Annotated in this window: 17 protein-coding genes; 14 read left to right on the forward strand and 3 right to left on the reverse strand. The window is 71.1% G+C overall.

Annotation, left to right across the window (positions count from 1 at the left end):
- Positions 1-85: 85 nt before the first annotated feature.
- Entirely contained in the window at positions 86-709 is a 624-nt protein-coding gene (locus KY661_RS01370) for a hypothetical protein (protein ID WP_225408454.1), read from the reverse strand.
- Between the two features lie 145 nt (positions 710-854).
- On the opposite strand from KY661_RS01370, the gene KY661_RS01375 reads away from it, so the two are divergent.
- The 5 genes from KY661_RS01375 (at position 855) to KY661_RS01395 (ending at position 9579) form a co-directional block, all read left to right on the forward strand.
- Positions 855-2534 carry an FHA domain-containing protein gene (locus KY661_RS01375; RefSeq protein ID WP_225408455.1) on the forward strand — a complete coding sequence of 560 codons (1680 nt, stop codon included), beginning with the start codon at positions 855-857 and terminating at the stop codon, positions 2532-2534.
- A gap of 99 nt (positions 2535-2633) precedes the next feature.
- Entirely contained in the window at positions 2634-5471 is a 2838-nt protein-coding gene (locus KY661_RS01380; RefSeq protein ID WP_450097565.1) for a serine/threonine-protein kinase, read from the forward strand.
- A 13-nt stretch (positions 5472-5484) separates the two neighbouring features.
- On the forward strand, positions 5485-6261 hold the full coding sequence (locus KY661_RS01385) for an ABC transporter ATP-binding protein (RefSeq protein WP_225408457.1): 777 nt from the start codon (positions 5485-5487) through the stop codon (positions 6259-6261).
- Positions 6262-6425: 164 nt separating this feature from the next.
- On the forward strand, positions 6426-8477 hold the full coding sequence (locus KY661_RS01390) for a chloride channel protein (RefSeq protein WP_263436607.1): 2052 nt from the start codon (positions 6426-6428) through the stop codon (positions 8475-8477).
- Positions 8478-8718: 241 nt separating this feature from the next.
- Positions 8719-9579, forward strand: coding sequence for a carboxypeptidase-like regulatory domain-containing protein (locus tag KY661_RS01395; protein WP_225408459.1), 861 nt, complete (start codon positions 8719-8721; stop codon positions 9577-9579).
- 4 nt (positions 9580-9583) lie between these two features.
- Here the strand turns inward: KY661_RS01395 and KY661_RS01400 are convergent, their stop codons facing one another.
- The gene (locus KY661_RS01400; protein WP_225408460.1) at positions 9584-9925 is read right to left on the reverse strand and encodes a histidine triad nucleotide-binding protein; all 342 of its coding nucleotides are present in this window, start codon (positions 9923-9925) and stop codon (positions 9584-9586) included.
- Between the two features lie 114 nt (positions 9926-10039).
- Here KY661_RS01400 and hprK point away from each other — a divergent pair, with 114 nt between their 5' ends.
- Both hprK and rapZ read left to right on the forward strand, forming a co-directional pair.
- Positions 10040-11014, forward strand: coding sequence for an HPr(Ser) kinase/phosphatase (gene hprK / locus KY661_RS01405; protein WP_075009903.1), 975 nt, complete (start codon positions 10040-10042; stop codon positions 11012-11014).
- Complete coding sequence (gene rapZ, locus KY661_RS01410; RefSeq protein ID WP_075009904.1) at positions 11011-11874, forward strand: RNase adapter RapZ; 864 nt, start codon at positions 11011-11013, stop codon at positions 11872-11874. The genes hprK and rapZ overlap by 4 nt, the downstream gene beginning before the upstream one ends.
- 4 nt (positions 11875-11878) lie before the next feature.
- Here rapZ and KY661_RS01415 read toward each other — a convergent pair whose 3' ends face one another.
- A complete protein-coding gene (locus KY661_RS01415) occupies positions 11879-12529 on the reverse strand; it encodes a class I SAM-dependent methyltransferase (RefSeq protein ID WP_225408461.1) in 651 nt (216 codons plus the stop codon).
- Positions 12530-12770: 241 nt separating this feature from the next.
- Between KY661_RS01415 and KY661_RS01420 the strand changes: the two genes are divergently transcribed.
- The 7 genes from KY661_RS01420 (at position 12771) to ptsP (ending at position 19202) form a co-directional block, all read left to right on the forward strand.
- Positions 12771-14366 carry a methyl-accepting chemotaxis protein gene (locus KY661_RS01420; RefSeq protein WP_225408462.1) on the forward strand — a complete coding sequence of 532 codons (1596 nt, stop codon included), beginning with the start codon at positions 12771-12773 and terminating at the stop codon, positions 14364-14366.
- Between the two features lie 321 nt (positions 14367-14687).
- Positions 14688-15110, forward strand: coding sequence for a PTS sugar transporter subunit IIA (locus KY661_RS01425; RefSeq protein ID WP_225408463.1), 423 nt, complete (start codon positions 14688-14690; stop codon positions 15108-15110).
- 33 nt (positions 15111-15143) lie between these two features.
- Entirely contained in the window at positions 15144-15629 is a 486-nt protein-coding gene (locus tag KY661_RS01430; RefSeq protein ID WP_225408464.1) for a PTS system mannose/fructose/N-acetylgalactosamine-transporter subunit IIB, read from the forward strand.
- Positions 15630-15633: 4 nt separating this feature from the next.
- Positions 15634-16350 (forward strand): PTS sugar transporter subunit IIC, encoded by a 717-nt coding sequence (locus KY661_RS01435; protein ID WP_225408465.1) that lies wholly within the window; start codon positions 15634-15636, stop codon positions 16348-16350.
- Positions 16347-17111 carry a PTS system mannose/fructose/sorbose family transporter subunit IID gene (locus tag KY661_RS01440; protein ID WP_225408466.1) on the forward strand — a complete coding sequence of 255 codons (765 nt, stop codon included), beginning with the start codon at positions 16347-16349 and terminating at the stop codon, positions 17109-17111. Before KY661_RS01435 ends, KY661_RS01440 begins: the two co-directional genes overlap by 4 nt.
- 21 nt (positions 17112-17132) lie before the next feature.
- Positions 17133-17411, forward strand: coding sequence for an HPr family phosphocarrier protein (locus KY661_RS01445; RefSeq protein ID WP_075009929.1), 279 nt, complete (start codon positions 17133-17135; stop codon positions 17409-17411).
- Between the two features lie 24 nt (positions 17412-17435).
- The gene (gene ptsP / locus KY661_RS01450) at positions 17436-19202 is read left to right on the forward strand and encodes a phosphoenolpyruvate--protein phosphotransferase (RefSeq protein WP_225408467.1); all 1767 of its coding nucleotides are present in this window, start codon (positions 17436-17438) and stop codon (positions 19200-19202) included.
- Positions 19203-19260: the final 58 nt, after the last annotated feature.

Consider the following 19260-nt stretch of genomic DNA (forward strand, 5'->3'; position numbering starts at 1 on the left):
ACGCAGGTGGCGCCCGGAATCGGGAGGATGGCCCAGAATTACCTGGATTTAACGAAAAATGAGGATTGTTGCTTTTGATTGAAAATCAACGGAACTCCGCGCTGAACACCGCTTGCAGCAGGTCCATCAGCCCCGGCCAGGCTTCGGCCGACAGCCAGAGCCCCTCGCCATCGTGCTCGGCGGAGAGCACCAGCGAGGAGGTATCGAAGAGCCGCGCGGGCACCACGCCGTGGGTGGGGAGCTTGCCCTCCACTTCCAGCATCTGGCCGTTCCAGCGCAGGCCGGGCGGCAGCAGCTTGTCGGCCAGCACCCGCGCCGCCGCCTTCCCAGCCCCCGCGCGCAGCACCCCCATCAGCGCGGAGGCCGTCAGGGATTCCTCCAGCTCGACCTTGCCCGGCGTGCGCAGCCACAGCTTGTAGCGGCCGGAGGACAGCTCCACCTGTTCCAGCGTGGCCTCCACGCGGAGCCGCCAGCCGCTCACCGCCAGGCGCACGTCGTACACCTCGGGCCGGGACTCCCACGCGCGCAGTTCCAGCGCCTTCACGTGGCGCAGCGCCTGGCGCGTGAGTGTCTCCACGCGCGCGTGCGACAGCCGCATCCGCTTCTGCCCCACGTCGACCGTCACGTCCTTCGCCAGGGCCGAGGGCAGCCGTTTCACCCAATCGAGCGCACCCTCCAGCACCTTCGTTGTCCGCGATTGCCCGGCCATGGCGTGTCCTCCCCAGCGGGACTTTGCCTGGATTCCCGCCGCGCGGCGATCCCCCGCGGGCATTCGAGGGCCCGTCGAAATCGTCACCGGGGGCCGGGCCGGGCGTTCGTGGATGCCTCGCCGGTCGTGTAGGCTTGGGGGAACGATGTGGCAGATCATCATCAACGGCCCGGGTTATTTCGATACCCCCTATGACTTGCCGGAGGGCATCACCTGCCTTGGCCGCGCGGATGAGAATGACATCGTGCTGGGCGGAGACCTCGTCTCACGCCGGCATGCGCGCCTGCATGTGGAAGGTGACACGCTGCGCATCGAGGACATGGGCAGCCGCAATGGCAGCCGCGTCAATGGCACCCCGTTGCAGGGCAGCAAGCCGCTGAGCCCTGGTGACACCGTCACCCTGGGCGAGAACACCCTGACCATCCGCCAGCCCCACACGGTGGAGAGCGCCGCCACGGAGATGGTCGACCTGGGGGCCGGTGGGGTCCGCCGCTTCGGCCACGGGGAGGATGTGGCCCCCGCCGTCATCCTCACCAAGAACATGAAGGACCTCGACGTGCTGCGCGCGCTCGACAACTTCACGCCCTTTCCCTTCGAGGAGAACCTTCAGGCCAGCCCCATTGGCACCGCCGCCCCGCGCGTCTCCTACGAGACGCTCGTGCTGATGCTCCGCGCCGCCGAGGCGCTGGCCTCCTCCGAGACGCTCGCCTCCTTTCTCGACAACGTCATGGACCGGGTGCTCGAGCGCACCGAGGCCACCACCGCCGTGGTGTTGCTGCGCCACCCCACCGGCGCGCTCGTGCCCGCCGCGGTGCGCCACCGGGGCAAGCTGACCGCCGGCGAGGTGCCCGTCTCGGATGCCATCGTCGAGGAGGCGCTGCGTCAGGGCCGCGCCCTGGCCGTGGGGGATGTGCGCGATGACCGGCGCTTCGCCAGCCGCGAGAGCGTCATCCTCTATGGGGTGGACCGGGTGCTCTGCATCCCCATTGGCCGGGAGGCGCCCTTCGCGGGCGTCCTCTACGTCAACACGCCCGCGAGCGGCGAGACCACGCTGGAGGTCATGCTCGATGCGTGCTCTGCCGTGGCCCACCTGGTGGCCAGTGGCGTGCAGCGCTTTCACCCGAAGGAGGGGGGGGGCACCTCCGCGCTGCGCCGCACCCTGGATCGCTTCCACGCGCCCGAGGTGGCCGAGCGCCGCGCCACGGAGGCCCTGCGCAGCGGGGGCCGTCTGCCCGGACTGGAAGAGCGCACGCTCACGGTTCTTTACGTGGAGATGGTGGGCTTCGCCGCCCTCTCCACCAAGCTGGGGGCCCTGCGCGCGGGCGCCGTGCTCTCCGAGTTCCATGCCAAGATGAGTGGGCTCATCTTCAGCTTCGAGGGCTCGGTCGAGGCCTTCCTGGGCGAGTCCGTGCGGGCCCTGTTCGGGACGCCCTACAGCCAGCCGGACGATGCGGTCCGGGCCGTGCGGGCCAGCCTGGCGCTGCGCATGGACTGGGAGCGCGCCATGTCCCGCCGTCCCGCCGAGGAGCGGTGTGGGCTGCGCATTGGCTTGCATACCACCAAGGCGCTGGTGGGCATGGTGGGGGAGCAGAGCCGCCTGGACTTCTCCGCCGTGGGGGAGGGGATGCCGGTGGCCCGGTGGCTGGCGGCCACCGCCACGCCCGGGCAGGTGCTCATCACCGGCAAGACGCTGGCCTCCATCGGGGCCCGGTTCGACGTCGTCCCCCTGGGAGAGCGCGTCATTCGCCCACCGAGGGACCGGACGGCCGCTTTCGAGGTGCTGGAGGAGGACCTCGCCCAAATCACCCGGCCGGGGGTCAAGTAAACAGACCCGGGAGGCCCTCCTGGGGGCTCCGGCCGGTTGACGGGTTGAGAGCAGGCGCCGAACCGGCTTGAATGCGGTCCCCGTGGGTTTCCACACCGCATGAACTCATCCTTGCCCTCAGCCCGGCTGCGTCCTTTCCGTCCGCAACCGTTCGGCCGCTACACCCTGCTGTCGCAACTGGCGACGGGCGGGATGGGAGAAATCTACCTGGCGCGGCTGGAGGGGGCGCAGGGCTTCGAGAAGCTCTGTGTCATCAAGCGCATCCTCCCGCAGCTGGCCGCGGACTCGGAGTTCGTCGAGCGCTTCGTGGGCGAGGCGCGGGTCCTGGTGAAGCTCAGCCACGGCTCCATCGCCCAGGTGCTGGACATGGGGCTGCACGAGGGCGATGCGTACATGGCCCTCGAGTACGTGGACGGCAAGGACCTGCGCAAGGTGGCCGGGCGGGTCAGAGACCGGCAGGCCCCCCTGCCGCTCACCTTCGTGCTGTACGTCATGACGCGGGTGCTGGATGCGCTGGCGTACGCGCACCGCAAGCGGGATGACGACGAGAAGGAGATCCACCTGGTCCACCGGGACATCTCCCCGCAGAACATCCTCATCTCCTATGAAGGGGAGGTGAAGGTGATCGACTTCGGCCTGGCCAAGAGCCGGCTGTCGGCGGCGAAGACGAACCCGAGCATCATCCTGGGCAAGTTCCTCTACATGTCGCCCGAGCAGGCGCGGCACCAGCAGGTGGACCGCCGGAGCGACCTGTACGCGGTGGGGCTGTGCCTCTACGAGCTGCTGTCCGGCAAGAACCCCTTCGACAGCGTCCCCCCGGGCGAGCTGATGACCGCCGTGGCCCAGCCCCGCGTCGCGTCGCTGAGCGAGGTGGAGCCGATGACGCCACCCCAGGTGGCGCAGGTGGTGATGAAGGCGCTGGCGGTGGACCCGGCCCAGCGCTTCCAGTCGGCCGAGGAGTTCCGCGGCAAGCTGACGAGCTGCTTGCAGGAGATTGATCCGCAGGCGGGCCCGGAGAGCGTCAGCCGCTTCATGCGCGAGCTGTTCGCCGTCGAGTACCAGGGCGAGCGCAAGCTGCTCGCGCAGCTCAAGGAGGTGCCCCGGATGGCCGAGCCCTCGGCGCGCCCCGCCATTCCCTCGGACCCAGCCCTGGCGCGCGTGCCCAATCCCGCGCTGCCTCCCCGGACGATCCGCCTGGATGGGCCCGTCGAGCCCCTGTCCTTCCAGCCCACGCCCCGCAGCCGGGATGGGGCGCCCGTGGACGAAGGGGAGACCCGGCCCGGCGTGGTGCTGGATGAGTCCACCCGGCCCGGCGTCTACCTCGAAGAGATCGACGAGGCGGCCGCCGAGCGGTCCCCGCCTCCGGTGGAGCTGCGCAACGGGCCCCCGCCGCCTCCGCCTCCGGACATCGAGGCGGTGATGCCCGGGAGTGGGCCGGTTCCCCCGCCCCCCGTGTTCTCAACGCCTCCGCCGGTGGCCCGGGCCCCCGAGCCGCCCCGCGCTGTCGCCGCCCCGGCCGCGAGCAGCCCCCCGCTCCGGCCCGCGGAGCCTGTCCGGGCCTCCCCGCCGTCCTCCGCCGCGTCCCGGCCTGCGGGGGCGGCCTCGGCCACGCCCGCCTATGTCTCCCTGGCCATGGAGGTGAGCCGCTCGATGATGGCGCAGGCGCCTGCCCGGCCCTTGGCTCCGCCCCCCGAGGAGGCTCCCACCGTGCCCGAGGCCGCGCCGGCGGCGCCCTCCTATTCGGAGTTCGAAGCTCCGCTGACGCCTCCGCCGTTGGTTCCGCCCTCGCGCCCGCCGGTGGCCGCCTCCCCGTCCGAGCAGAGCCGGCGCGGCCTGGACGACACCCACCCGAGCTACCAGATGCTCACCCCGGCCCAGCACGAGGACACCCATCCGCGGGTCGTGCTGGATGAGGCCGCACTCCAGGAGGACGTCCGTCCGGAGGAAGAGGCCTCCGTCCGGGTGTCCGCCAGCAGCCTGGAGGAGGAGCCTCCCACCACGCCCGTCCGCCCGAGGACGGCGACGTCTCAGCGCACGCGTGTGTCCACCACGGGGATGCCCTCGGTTGCCCGGAACGGCAGTCCGCGCAGCGGCCCGGTTCGCACCGTCTCCGTCGAGTTCCCCATGGTGGAAGAGGGGCAGGGCCGCGACCCCCGCGAGGAGACCCGCCGGACGGCCGCGCCGCCGCCAGGGGACGCGCCCCGCCGCATCCACCGGGAGGACACCCGGCGCACGGCCATGCCGCCCCGCCCGCGCAAGTCCTCGTGGGTCCGGCTCGCCCTGGGATTGGGGCTGCCGCTGCTGCTGGTGGGCGCGGTGCTGGTGGCCCTGCCCCGGCTGAAGCCGCTGCTCCAGGAGACCTTGAAGGAGCCCGTGCGGCCGGTGCCCGCGCCGGTGCCCTTGAGCCCCGCGCGCTCCGCGTCCGCGCCGAAGCCGGCCTCTCCTCCCTCCGAGGCGGCTGCGCTCCCGGAGGCGGAGGGGCGCAAGGAGGCGGTGGCTCCCGCGGCGCCCTCGGAGATGCCGGTGGCCTCGGACAAGGGCCCGGAGGCGGCTCCTGCCCCGCCGCCCGTTGCCAACCCGGGCCTCACCGCGGTGGAGGTGGCGGAGAGCGAAATGTTCGTCCCCCTGACGCCCCCGCCCTCCGAGCCCCCGGCGCCCGCGGCGCCCCCGGCCAAGAAGCCCGCGAAGAACGCCGCGCCCGCGAAGAAGGGGACGCGCAAGGAGCTCTCGGAGCTCCAGCGGGATTGGAATGCGACGCGCAACGCCTTCTCCCGGCTCACCCACGAGCAGTCGTGTGACAGCCCCCGGATCGGCATCCTCTGCAACCGCTTCGAGAACCTGCAGGGCGATGTGTTGGAGCTCGGGGATGGGTACGACAAGCGGACGCATGACCGGGTGAAGGACCTGCGCCGGGCCCTTCAGCAGGCGGCGGACTAGGCACCGCCGGTCTGTGGAACCCCTCCTCGCCACCCAGGGACTCATGGCCGGGTACGGGCCTTCGCCCGTGCTCCGGGGCGTGGACTTCACGGTCCACGCGGGCGAGCTGTGGGCGGTGCTCGGGCCCAATGGCACGGGGAAGAGCACCCTGCTGCGCGGGGTGTTGGGCGTGGTGCCGTGGACGCGGGGTGGGGTGCGGCTGCTGGGGCGCGAGCGCCCGGCGTGGGAGCCGCGCGCCCTGGCCCGGCAGGTGGCGTGGGTACCGCAGACCTTCGAGCCCGCGGAGGGCTTCCGGGGGCTGGAGCTGGTGCTGATGGGGCGCAGCCCGCACCTGGGCCTGTGGGGGCTCACCTCCGAGCGGGACGTGGCGCTGGCCACCGCCGTGCTGGAGGAACTGGGCGTGGGGCACCTGGCGGACCGGCCGGGCGAGGCGCTGTCCGGGGGCGAGCGCCGGATGTTGCTGCTGGCCCGGGGGCTGGTGCAGCAGCCCGCGCTGTTGCTGCTGGACGAGCCCACCGCCTTTCTCGATGTGGCCCACCAGGTGAGCGCGCTCGCGCGGGTGCGCGCCCGGGTGGAGGCGGGGCTGGGCGCGGTGGCGGTGCTGCACGATGTGAACCTCGCCGCCGCGTTCTCCACCCACGCGCTGCTGCTGCGCGATGGCCTCGTGCTGGCGCAGGGCCCGGTGGAGACGGTGCTGGAGCGCGAGCGGCTCGAGACGCTCTACGGCCTGCCCCTGGAGACCGCCCTCGCGCCCTCGGGCGTCCGCCTCTTCGCGCCCCGGGCCCGGTGAGATGTGGGGACATGGTCCCCATCCTGCGCTTCACCCTGGGCCTCAACAGCCCTTGGGCGCGCCTCACGCCCTGTGAAGCCCAGAGGTCGTCCGCTGGACGCTCCGGCTCGGCCGGACGTGGATGGTGCATGCCATCCGCCCGAGGGTGTGCGAGGGTGTCAGGGATGGCGGCTTCCGTGAAGCTCCTCGTCCTGATTCGGGACCTCGTCCAGCGATTGCTGCAAGCGGCCCAGCGGCTCCGGCTGCCAGGCCCCTCGGTGTTGCCCGTGGCCGGCGCGGTGGTGGGCGTGTACAGCGGCCTGGCCGCGGGGCTCTTCGCCAACCTCATCGCGCTCGTCAGCGGGGTGAGCTTCGGCCTGCGCACGCTGGTGGAAGCGTTCCGGCCCGATTCGGCCGTGCGCCATCGGCTGGGAGAGGCCTTCGCCGAGGCGCACTGGCACTTCGAGTTCATCATCGTCATCATCCCGCTGGGGCTGGCGGCGCTGGGGTTGACCCGCCTCATCGCCCCCGGTGGGCCCCGGGACGTGGTGAAGCGCCGCCTGGAGGTGCTGTCGCTGCTCATCCTGGGCGCCCTGTCGCTCTACTACCCGCTCGTGGCGCTGGCGGCGGTGAACTCGGGGCTTGGCCACGGCCACGACGCGGGGCGCGACCTGCACCACATCTCTCCCTTCTTCGTGGTGCTGGCGCCCATGCTGGGCGGCGCGGTGGTGGGGCGGATGCTGCGCAACAAGCCGGAGACGCACGGCCACGGCGTGCCGGAGGTGGTCGCCGCCGTGGAGAAGGAGGGTCGGCTGCCGGCGCGCAACGGCCTGCTCAAGCTGGTGGCTTCGGCCGTCACCATTGGCACCGGTGGCTCCGCGGGGCGCGAGGGGCCCATGGTGTACGGCGGCGCGGCGCTGGGCTCGGAGGTGGGGCGCACCCTGGGCTTCACCCAGCGGGAGCTGTCCATCCTGATGGCCAGCGGCGCCGGCGCGGGCATCGCCGCCTCCTTCAATGCCCCGGTGGCCGGTGCCATCTTCGCGATGGAGATCCTCCTGCGCGAGTTCCAGCTCCGCGTCTTCTCGCCCATCATCCTCGCCAGCGTCACCGCCACCATGGTGGGGCGCGGCGTCATGGGCAACGCCGCCATGCTGGAGCGCGTGGCGTACACGATGCGCAGCGGCTGGGAGGTGGTCTTCTACGCGCTGCTTGGCCTGCTGTGCGGGGCCCTGGCGTACGCCTTCATCCAGGCGCTGCACGGCGTGGAGGAGTTCTTCCAGGGCCACCGCCCCGGCAAGGTGTCGGCCTTCCTCGGCAAGAAGCCGCTGGCGGTGCGGGCGGGCCTGGGCGGGGCGCTGGTGGGCCTGCTGGCCCTGGCGCACCCGGTGGTGTGGGGCACGGGGCACGAGTATGCCAACGGGGCCCTGGTGCGGGAGCTGTCGATCGCGCTGCTCGCCTCGGGGTGCATCCTCAAGCTGGCGGCGACGGCGTTGACGCTGGGCTCGGGCGGCTCGGGCGGCACGTTCTTCCCCGCCACCGTCATCGGCGCGATGGGCGGGGGCGCGTTCGGCGAGCTGCTGCACGTGCTGCTGCCTGGCGTCTCCGCCTCCAGCGGTGCCTACGCCATGGTGGGCATGGGCGGCGCGGTGGCGGCCATGACGCGCGGGCCGCTGACGGGGATGATGATGATGTACGAGCTGAGTGGGAACTACGCCATCATCCTGCCGCTCATGGTGACGTGCACCCTGTCCTCCGCGCTCTGCCACGCGCTGGTGGAGCGCCGCGCGGCGCGGCTGCGGCTCGAAGGACAGATGTTGCGGCGCACGCCCATCCGGCACCTGGTGCTCTGGGAGGAGCCGGTGCTTCCGGAGACCGGGGTGGAGGCGCTGAGCGAGCGCCTGCGTGCTTCCGGGGCGGCGGCCTTGCCGGTGCGGGACGCGGACGGAAAGCTCCGGGGCGTGGTGGAGGCCGGGGCGCTCGGCGAGCGCTGGCGCCAGGCGGGGGTGGACGCCCCCGTGGCGGCGCTCCTGGACGAGGCGCCCGCGCTGTCCGCGGAGGCGCCGGTGGGCGAGGCCCTCGCGGCGATGGAGGCCCGCTCCTTGGCGGTGCTGGCGGTGGAGGACGGCACGCGCGTGGGGCTGGTGACGCGGGCCGGGCTGGAGCGCTTTCTCCGGATGGGATTGCACGCGGCCCTGGTGCCGCCGCCTCCCTTCACCGTCACCGAGATGCAGCGCTGAGCCGACCCTCGCCCCGGAGTAGACCCCAGCGGGGCTCAGCGGCGGGGAAAAGCAGAGTGAGTACGGCCGCTTAGCCTCTCTCCCCGTCCTGGGGCCCTCGCGTCACGGTGGGCCGCCCGGTGGACAGGGCAGGGGCCCCCTCTGTGGCTTTTTGAAGGGACGTCTTCGGCGCAGCTCTCGGTTGCTGGTCAAAACAAACGCTTTCGTCTCTGATGGAGGGGGCGAGCGTTGGAGAAGGGGCATGCGAAGCCGTCTGCAGGGTGGGCTGGTGATGGGCGTGATGGCGGCCGCCGTTGGCTTGGCGCTCTATGGCCAGGCCGAGGAGCGCAAGGCGTTGCGCGAGGACTCTGCCTCTTCCTCCGAGGCGGCGAAGGCCGCGGGCGTGGCGTGGGAGGCGGCCTCCTGGGATGAGCTGCCCGTGACCGTGCCGAGAACCTTGCCCATGGCCGAGAGCGCCAGCGAGGCGGACGGCCTGCTGGACCTGCGGGTGACGGAAGCTGGCCGCCCCGTCTCCCGGGCCCAGGTCCGGCTCTACCAGCGCGGGGGGCGGTTGCCCGAGACGGGCCAGGTGGACTGGCGGCTCGCGGGCGCCGGGGCCACCGGGGACGATGGGCGGCTCCTGATGCCCGCGCGGGCCGGGGCCTACCTGGTGGCGGCCCATGCGCTGGGCGCGGCGCCGGCGTGGCGGGAGCTGATCCACCCGCTGAGCGGTAACCGGACGCCGGTCCACCTCAGCCTGGTCACCGGGGGAAGCCTGGCCGGGCGCACCATCGAGCAGGGCTCGGGGCAGCCCCTGGGGGGCGCGGAGCTCGTGCTCACCCCCCATGTGAGCGTGTGGGAGCCGGACGCGCGCGCGGACGTGCCCCCCGAGGAGCGGGTGATGGGCCAGAGCGATGCGTCCGGCCGCTTCTTCTTCGATGGGCTGGCGCCGGGCGTCTACACCGTGGCGGCCCGGGCGCCAGGCACCTCCCGGGTGACGGAGTGGAGCGTCCGGATTCCCACGGATGAGGCCCGGCTGCTGGCCCTGCCGGACCCGGACGACCGGGTGGGGCGGCGCAGGCCGCGCAAGGCCCCCTCCCAGGAGCTGCGCTGCGGCATCTGAGCGCCTAGCCTGGAGGCCAGTGCAGCGGGCGTCCGGCCAGCAGGTGCAGGTGGATGTGGAACACCGTCTGCCCCGCGTCACGGTTGCAGTTCATCACCAGGCGGTAGCCCTGCTCGGAGTGGCCGCGCTCCCGGGCCAGCTGGGCCGCCGCCGTATAAAGGTGGCCCACCGTCTGCCGGTCCGCGGGGGTGATGTCGTTCACCGTGGCGATGTGCTGCAGTGGAATGAAGAGCACGTGCGTGGGCGCTTGAGGGTTGATGTCCTCGAAGCCCAGACACACCTCGTCCCGGTAAATGACCTTGGCGGGAATCTGACCATCGCGAATCTTGCAAAAGAGACAGTCCATGGGGGCGGCTTAGCAATGCCACCCGTTCCTGGAAATGGTCTCGTGCGTTTGAGTGCCAAGGACCACACAGGGGCATTTCAAACGGGCCGCCGGGTGATATCCACACCTTCGCCGATGAGCTCTCCCCGCACCATCCGCATCTCCGCGCTCCTCGAGGATCGCGACTTCGACTTACAGCTCACCCTCGTCGCGGGGGACAAGGGGCTGGGCCGGACCCTGACCTCCCCGCGCATCCAGAAGCCCGGCCTGGCGCTCACCGGGTTCACCGAGCACCTGCACCCACACCGCGTCCAAGTCTTTGGAAACACGGAGATTTCCTACCTGCGCACCCTGACGGAGGAGGTGCAGCGGGAGGTGCTGACGCGGCTGTTCATCCAGGACCTGGCGTGCGTGGTGGTGACCAAGGACCTGGAGCCCCCGCGGGTGCTGGTGGAGTCCTGCGAGCGCTCCAAGCTGGCGCTGATGCGCACCCCGCTGCTCTCCAGCACCTTCATCCAGCAGGTGCAGGCGTTCCTGGAGCAGGCGCTCACCGAGCGCAGCAGCCTGCACGGGGTGCTGATGGACGTGTTCGGCGTGGGCATCCTGCTCCTGGGCAAGAGCGGCATCGGCAAGAGCGAGATCGCCCTGGATCTGGTGATGCGGGGCCACCGGCTGGTGGCCGACGACATCGTGGACGTGGCGCGCCGCAAGGCGGGGGCCGTCTACGGGGCGGGCAACCCCGTCATCCAGCACCACATGGAGATCCGCGGGCTGGGCATCATCAACATCAAGGATTTGTTCGGCGTGTCGGCGGTGCGCGAGCAGAAGAAGATCGAACTCGTCATCGAGCTGCACGAGTGGGACCCCGAACAGGAGTATGACCGGCTGGGCGTGGAGGACCGGTTCCTGGACATTGTGGGGGTGAATGTGCCCCTGTCCGTGGTGCCGGTGCGTCCGGGCCGGAACATGGCCACCATCATCGAGGTGGCCGCGCGCAACCAGTTGCTCAAGCACCAAGGCCATCACTCGGCGCGCGAGTTCGCCGAGCGGCTCAACCGGTCCATCGCCGAGGGAGCGATGCGCCGCACGCTGGGAGAAGAAGTCGAGTGAGTGCGCCTGCCAAGCAGATCATCATCATCACGGGCATGTCCGGCTCGGGGAAGTCCACGGCCATCCGGGCGCTGGAGGACTCGGGGTTCTTCTGCATCGACAACCTGCCGGTGCTCCTGCTGCCGAAGCTGACGGAGCTGGCGGGCAGCGGGCAGATCGAACGCATGGCGCTGGTGGTGGACGTGCGCGAGGGCGTCTTCCTCAAGGAGGCGCCGCGCGTGCTGGACGAGGTGCGCCGGGCGGGCCACCAGGTGGAGGTGCTCTTCCTGGATGCCAGCGACGACAGCCTCATCCGCCGCTTCAGCGAGACGCGGCGCCGCCACCCCCTGGCGCCCACCGGCTCGGTGGCCGAGGGCATCGCCGCCGAGCGCGAGAAGCTGCACGACTTGCGCGAGCTGGCCGACCAGGTCATCGACTCGTCGGTGCTCAACGTCCACGACTTGAAGCGCATGGTGCAGGCGCGCTTCAGCCCGGAGCCCGCCGCGGGGCCCTCGCTGTCGGTGATGTCCTTCGGCTACCGGCACGGGGTGCCGCCGCAGGCGGACCTCGTGCTCGACGTGCGCTTCCTGCCCAACCCCTACTTCGTGCCGGAACTGAAGGGGCTCACCGGGAAGAACCCGAAGGTGGCCGCCTACGTGCTGGACCGCGAGGAGACGCAGCAGTTCCTCGAGAAAGTGGTCGACCTGTGCCGCTTCCTCTTCCCGCGCTACCAGAAGGAGGGCAAGGCGTACCTGACGGTGGCGCTGGGGTGCACGGGCGGCAAGCACCGTTCGGTGGCCATCGCGGCGGAGCTCACCAAGCGCCTCCAGGCGGACATCCCACGCATCCAGCTGTGGGACCGGGACGTCGAGAAGGAGTAGCGCGTCAGGGCCGCGTCACGTCCCACCAGCCGAAGTACATGGTCCGCTGCTCCGTGAGGTGCACCCACCCCGGGGCATGGGCATAGCGGTGGGGCAGCAGGCCGTTGTCCGCGAGCGCCCGGGCCGTCTCCTCGAACGAGGGGAAGGACAGGGACACCGAGGGGCCCGCAGTGCGCACCTGCCGCTGGGGGACTTCGTGCCCGTCGAGCCCGTGCCGGCGCTCGAGCACCGTGAAGAGCATCCGCCCGCCGGGCTTCAGCGCGGCGGCGAAGTGGCCCAGCACCTCGTGCAGGTTGGCGCAGAAGTCCAGGCAGCCAATGGCCAGCACCACGTCGAAGTGCCCCAGCGCCGGGGGGACGGGCTGGTGGTAGCTGTGCACGTGCCACTGGCCGGACGGGCGGCCCCGGCGCGCCAGCTCCAGCATCTCTGGGGAGAGATCCAACCCCACCACCTCCACGGCGGGCTCCAGGAAGCGCGTGAGCAGGCCCGGGCCACACCCCACGTCGAGCACCCGGCAGGGCGGCAGCGCCACCTCGGCGAGGAAGCCCTCGACCCGGTCCCCGTACCGGTGAAGCGCCGGAAAGAGGGCCTCGTAGGAGGGGGCAATCTCCTCGTAGACCTGCCGGACGTGCTGCTCGTTCGGGTTGGACCCCATATGGGCGCGGCAGCCTAGCCAGAGAAGCGCACGCGAGTCATCCGCGTGTACCCCGGAATCACCGCCAATCCTTGCATGGCCGGGCCGGGCCTCTGGACGAACCGGCGGGCGGGCGCTCTCTTGCCCTGTGAATCCGTCCCGCACCTCGAAGACAATGGCGGGGCGGGTGTTTCACCCGGTCCTTTGTTGCAGCGGCCTCCTGTTCGATGGACGCTCTGGGCACCTGGAGGAAAGAGGAACGATGAGGGCCAGCATCGGCCGGCGGCTGTACGTGTCTTTTGGCTTGCTCGTGGTGGCCTTCGCCATTCTCGGTGGTGAACACGTGGTCTCCTCCAACCGGATGGCCTCGGAGGTGGAGTCCTCCATGGAGAGCACCTTCTCCACCGTCTCGGCGCTGCTGCAGCTGCGCTCCCTGCAGCAGCAGGTGGTGGCCCTGGTCTACTCGGTGGAGGAGGGCCGGGGCCCCGGAACGCTGGAGCAGCTGGCCACGCTGGAGGAGCGCGTCTCCGCCCAGCTCTCGGTGCTCCAGTCCCAGGGGTACGCCGAGGACAAGTTCCACGAGGTGAGCCTGCGCTTCCAGGGGATGCTGCGCGAGGCGCGGCGGCTCCTGGAGGCGGAGGCGAGTCCCCGGCAGGCCCCCGGGGCGGCCGCGGTCCGGCGGTTCCACGAGCACACGGGCCGGCTGGTGCCGCTGCTGGAGCGCTCGGTGGTGCAGGAGGGGCAGACGGCGCGCGATGCGCTGCACAGCCTGCGCTCGGACTTCCTGTACAGCGCGAGCCTCTTCGGGGGAAAGATTCTGGGCTGCATCGCCCTGGCGCTGATGCTGGCCTTCTGGGTGCGCCACTCCCTGGTCCACCCGCTGCGCGAGCTGACGCGCGTGGCCCAGGACATCAGCGTCAACGGGGACCTGTCGCTGCCGGTGCCGGTGCGCTCCACCGACGAGGTGGGGCAGCTCGCCGGGGCGTTCCGGGACATGGTGGAGCGGCTGCGCACCATTCACAGCGAGCTGCGCTCCTCGGGCGACAAGCTCGCCGAGTCCGTGGCGTACATGCGCAACTCCTCCGAGCAGCAGCAGGAGACGGTGAGCAGCCAGGCCGCCGCGCTGTTCCAGACGCGCACCACCGCCGAGGAGCTGCGGCGCACCTCGGCCCTGGCCGCGCAGAAGGCCGCCACCGTGCTGGAGGTCGCCGAGCGCGCCGACACCCTGGGCCGCCAGGGCGAGGCCTCGCTGGCGCTCACCATCGAGGGGCTGGCCACGTTGGGCGAGCAGGTGCAGGAGATTGCCCAGCGCATCCGCAAGCTGGGCGAGAGCACCCAGCAAATTGGCGCCATCACCCAGACGGTGAAGAACCTGGCGGACCAGTCGAACATGCTGGCGCTCAACGCCGCCATCGAGGCGGTGCGCAGCGGCGAGCACGGCAAGGGCTTCGGCGTGGTGGCCCGCGAAATCCGCTCCCTGGCGGACCAGTCCATCGAGGCCACCGTGCGCGTGCGCGAAATCCTCGAGGCGGTGGGCCACGCGGTGACGGAGACGGTGAACATCACCCAGAAGGGCGCCGAGCGGATGCAGAACGGGCTGGCCCAGGTGAGCGCCACCGGCGAGAGCCTGAGCGAGCTGTCGGCCATCATGCGCGACAACGCCAACGCCGTCCGGGAGATCGCCGGCGCGGTGAGCCAGCAGGACGAGGGCATCGCCCAGATTTTCGGCGCCGTGAGCGAGCTGTCGCGCATGATGGACGACACCGAGCAGCAGCTGGGCGCCACGCGCAACGCGGCGATGACGCTCGATGACGTCTCCCGCCGCCTGACCGAGGTGGTGACCCGCTACCGCACCTGACGTGTGGGACTTATGCCTGCACGCCTGCTGGGCGGGCGGCGGACACCCACAAGTTTTCGAGGCGGGAGCAGGCCGCATCGTCCCCGGTTCATGCACATCTCAAGAGCAGAAGGCGCATGGGGGCGTCTTCCCGTCCGGTATGCAACGGCGCCCTGCCGCCCGGAGCGAAGGAATAGTGGGCGTTCGTTCCGAATCGATCTTACCTTTGGAGACAACAGGGTAGATTGGAGTAGGTCGCAGGCGCGGAACCTTTCAACAAGGTTGCACGTCGCATCATTCAGGCGTAGGACGCAGAAGCCTGGAGGGTGGTCAGGAGTGAACATGGTCGGCCTCGTCATCGCAGCTCACGGGCGTCTGGCGGAAGAACTGGTCTCCACCGCGGAGCAGATCGTGGGCAAATTGTCCGCGGTCGCCACCTGCAGCATCGAGCCGGGCACGTCCGTCGAGGACCTGCGCGCGAAGATGAAGCAGGCGGTCGCCCGGGTGGACGACGGAGAGGGCGTCATTGTCATGGCGGATCTCTTCGGAGGTACCCCCTGCAAGGAGTCGCTGATGATGTGTCAGCGGGGGAACCTGGAGGTTCTCGCGGGCGTCAATCTTCCCATGTTGCTCAAGGCCAACTCGCTCCGGGGCGAGCACCTGCCCCTTCCGGAGCTGGCGAACCTGCTGGCGTCGTACGGCCAGCGCAACATCACCTGTGCCTCGGCCCTGCTGCGCGAGGCCCAACAGCCGTCACGAACTTGACGGCGTGGCCCGGCTCGGCCATTCGAGGCGGTTGTGATTTCCCTGGTCCGCGTCGACAACCGTCTCATCCACGGGCAAGTGGTCGAGGCCTGGTTGCCGCACCTCAAGGTCTCGCGTCTGATCGTCGCGGATGACGAGGCGGCTTCCAGCCCGCTCATCCGTGCCGCCATGGCCCTGGCGGTGCAGAGCGCCATCGAGGTGCAGATTCTCCCCCTGGCCGAGGTGGACTTCGCGGCCCTGTCCAAGGACGGGGTACGCACCCTGGTGCTCCTGAGGGATGTGGCCTCGGTGCCCTTCGCCCACGCGCACGGGCTGGCGCTGGAGCAGCTGAACCTGGGCAACGTGCACTTCGGCGCCGGGCGGCGGCAGGTGTCCCCCTCGGTGTTCCTGGCGGAGGCGGAGCTCCAGGCGCTGCAGGGGCTGCAGGCCCAGGGCGTCCGGGTGGAGGCCCGGGCGGTGCCCTCGGAGAAGCCCATCGACCTGGGAGAGCTGGCCGAGCGCTGGACCAAGGCCGGGTGAGGCGGTGAGCGTGGCCTGGACGCAGGTGGCGCTCGCGGGGCTCTGGGGCGGCATGGTCGCCGTGGAGCGCAAGGCGTTCCTCCAGGCCATGCTCTCGCGCCCGCTGGTGTCCGCCACGGTGATGGGGCTGCTGCTGGACGATATGTCCGCCGGCCTCTACATCGGCATGCTGCTGGAGCTGTTCTACCTGGGCACGGCCAACCTGGGCGCCTCGCTGCCCGAGAACGACACGCTGTCGGCCACCGGCACCGCGGCGGCGGCGGCGGGCATGGCGGCGGCCACCGGCGCGGACTCCACCCAGGCCATCTGGTCCGTGGCCGTGCTGCTCTTCATCCCGCTGGGGCGCATGGGCCGCTATGCGGACCGGCTGCTGGAGGGCTACATGGCGCGGCTCGCCCGGGTGGCGCTCGCCTCGGCGGAGGCCGGCAACCTGTCGCGCGCGGTGCGCCAGAACCTCTGGGGCATGTGGCCGCACTTCGCCATCTATGGCCTGGTGTGCTCGGCGTGCGTGGTGCTGGGCGGCGCGCTCGGGCCGCTGGTGGGGCTCCTGCCGCTGTCGCTGCTGCGGGGGCTGGCGTGGGCGTTTCCCGCCATGGCCTCGGTGGCGGCGGTGCTGGCCGCGCAGGGCAGCCACGCCCGGCGGGCCCCCCTCTTCGCGGCCCTGGGCGCCGCCGGGGTGTGCCTGGCCCTCCTCCTGGCGCTCTCGCGGGAGGCCGCATGAGCGCCCCGGCCGACCTCTCCCGGGGCGTGCTGCTGCGCGTCTTCCTGCGCTCGCTGCTCCTGCAGGCCTCGTGGAACCCCAAGGGCATGCAGAACCTGGGGCTCGCCTACACCGTCTTCCCGGCGCTGAAGTCGCTCTACCCGGAGAAGGAAGCCCAGGAGGCCGCGGTGCGCCGGCACCTGGCCTTCTTCAACACCCACCCCTACGTGGCCGCCGCCATCGTGGGCGGGGTGCTCTACCACGAGCAGCGCATCGCCCGGGGCGAGGAGCCCCCGGACAAGGTCATGGCCTTCAAGGCCGCGCTCATGGGGCCCCTGGCGGCGCTGGGGGATGGGTTCTTCTGGCTGTCGCTCAAGCCGGCCGTGGGCGCCATCTGCGCCGGGCTCGTTCCCCTGCTGCATGCGTGGGCGGCCGTGCTCTTCCTCGTGCTCTACAACCTCGTGCACATCACCCTGCGCGCGCGCCTCTACTGGATGGGGCTGTCGCTGGGGGACCGGCTGGTGGAGGCGGTGGCCCGGGACAAGCTGCCGGCGCGCGGGGCCCGGCTGCGCTCGGTGGCCGCGGCGTGCTCCGGCGGGGTGGCGGCCTGGCTGGCGGTGGACCTGGGGCGCACGGCGGGCGGGGCGCCCGCGCCCTGGCTGGTGGCCGGGTGCCTGGTGCTGGGCGTGGTGTCCTATGTGCTCGTGCAGCAGCGGGTCCCCAACTATGTGGTGCTCTACCTCGCGGCGGCGCTCGCCTGCGTGGCCGGAGCGTTCCTTTAAGCGGTGGGAGTCGAGGAGTTCATGGCAAACGTGGCCGAAGGAACATTCGAAATCGTCAACGCGCTGGGGCTGCACGCCCGCGCGGCCGCCCAGCTGGTCAAGGTGGCCAACCGCTTCAAGAGCGACACCACCATTGAACATCAGGGCCAACGTGCCAACGCCAAGTCCATCATGGGTGTGCTGATGTTGGCCGCAGGGCTGGGCTCCCAGGTGAAGCTCACCTGCAAGGGCGAGGACGCGGCGGCGTGCCTGGAGGAGCTCCGGCGCCTCATCGCGGACCGGTTTGGGGAGGCGCAGTAACACAACCCGCTGAACGGAGGACCCGTGAGCACGCAGGCCACACCCACCTTGAGTCTGAAGGGCATCGGCGCGTCCCCGGGCGTCACGGTGGGCAACGCCTTCATCCTGGACCGCAAGCGGGTGCGCACCCCCAAGCTGCGGCTGGCCGAGGCGGAGGTGGAGCCCGAGCGGCTGCGGATGAAGACGGCGCTGGAGCTGTCGGATGGCCAGCTCGCCGAGCTCAAGGAACAGATTTCCCGCGCGGAGGGGCATGACCACGCCCTCATCCTCGAAGCGCACCGGATGATGCTCCAAGACCCGATGCTCGTGGACGAGGTGGACCGGCTCATCGTCGAGGACCGCATCAACGCCGAGTGGGCGGTGCGCCGCGTGGCGCGCAAGCTCAAGCACCTGTTCGACAACATCCCGGACGAGTACTTCCGCGAGCGGCGCTCGGACGTGGACTACGTGGCGGACCGCGTGGTGCGCAACCTCATGGGCCAGGAGGTGGACGAGGAGGTGGCGCTGCCCGAGGGCGCCATCGTCGTGGCGCATGACTTGTCCCCCGCGGACGCGGCGATGATGGCCCGCTCGGGCCGGGTGGGCGGCTTCATCACCGACCTGGGCGGCCAGACGAGCCACACCGCCATCGTGGCCCGGGCGCGCGAGACGCCCGCCGTGGTGGGCGCAGGGCGGGCCAGCGAGCAAATCTCCCCCGGGGACCTGGTGGCGCTGGATGGGGAGACGGGCGTCATCCTGGTGAACCCCACCCCGGAGCAGATCGCCCTGTTCCAGGAGGCGCGGCGGGCGCGGCAGGAGAGCGAGCAGCTCGCGCTGAGGACCAAGGACTTGCCCGCGGTGAGCACGGACGAGTACCGCATCCGGCTCAACGGCAACATGGAGTTCCCGGAGGAAATCCCGTCGCTCCTGGCGCACGGGGCGGAGGGCATCGGCCTGTACCGCACCGAGTTCATGTTCCTGGAGCGCAAGACGGTGCCCACCGAGGAGGAGCACTACCGGGCCTACAAGCAGGTGCTGGAGTCCATGGGCGGCCGTCCCGTCACCATCCGCACGCTGGACCTGGGCGGCGACAAGGTGCCGGGCAAGACGAAGCACGAGAAGGAGCCCAACCCGGCCATGGGCCTGAGGGCCATCCGCTACTGCCTGGCCCACCGGGAGCTGTTCCGCGCGCAGCTCCGGGCGCTCCTGCGCGCCAGCGCGCACGGGAATCTGCGGATCATGGTGCCGCTCATCAGCGGGGTGAGCGAGCTGCGCGAGGCCCGGAGCGAGCTGGAGGCGTGCCGCACGGCGCTCAGCCGCGCCGGGGTGCGCATCGGCAACCGGATTCAGGTGGGCATCATGGTGGAGACGCCCAGCGCGGCGCTCATCGCGGACCGGCTGGCGCAGGAGGCGGACTTCTTCTCCGTCGGCACGAACGATCTCATCCAGTACACCATGGCCATCGACCGGCAGAACCGGGACGTGGCCTACCTGTACAAGCCGCTGCACCTGGCGGTGCTGCGCTCCCTGCAGAACATCGTCGGGGCGGCGAAGGCGGCGGGCATCCCCGTGTCCATGTGCGGCGAGATGGCGGGCGACCCCATCTACGCCCTGGTGCTGCTGGCGCTGGGCTTCGACGAGCTGTCCATGACGGCCGGCCAGGTGCCCATGGTGAAGAACATCCTGCGGCGCTCCAGCCGCGCCGAGGCCGTGGAGCTGCTCAACGCCGCCATGGAGCTGACCACGGCGGAGGAAATCGAACGCCACATCCGCACCGAGATGGAGCGGCGCTTCCTCGCCGCCGAGCCGTGAGCCGCTCCGGGGGTTGACGCGCAAGCGCTGAATCCCTGATTTGAAGAGTGTTGAGTTT

Source organism: Allostigmatella hybrida (assembly GCF_020103775.1).
In the GTDB taxonomy this organism is placed as follows: Bacteria; Myxococcota; Myxococcia; order Myxococcales; family Myxococcaceae; genus Hyalangium; species Hyalangium aurantiaca.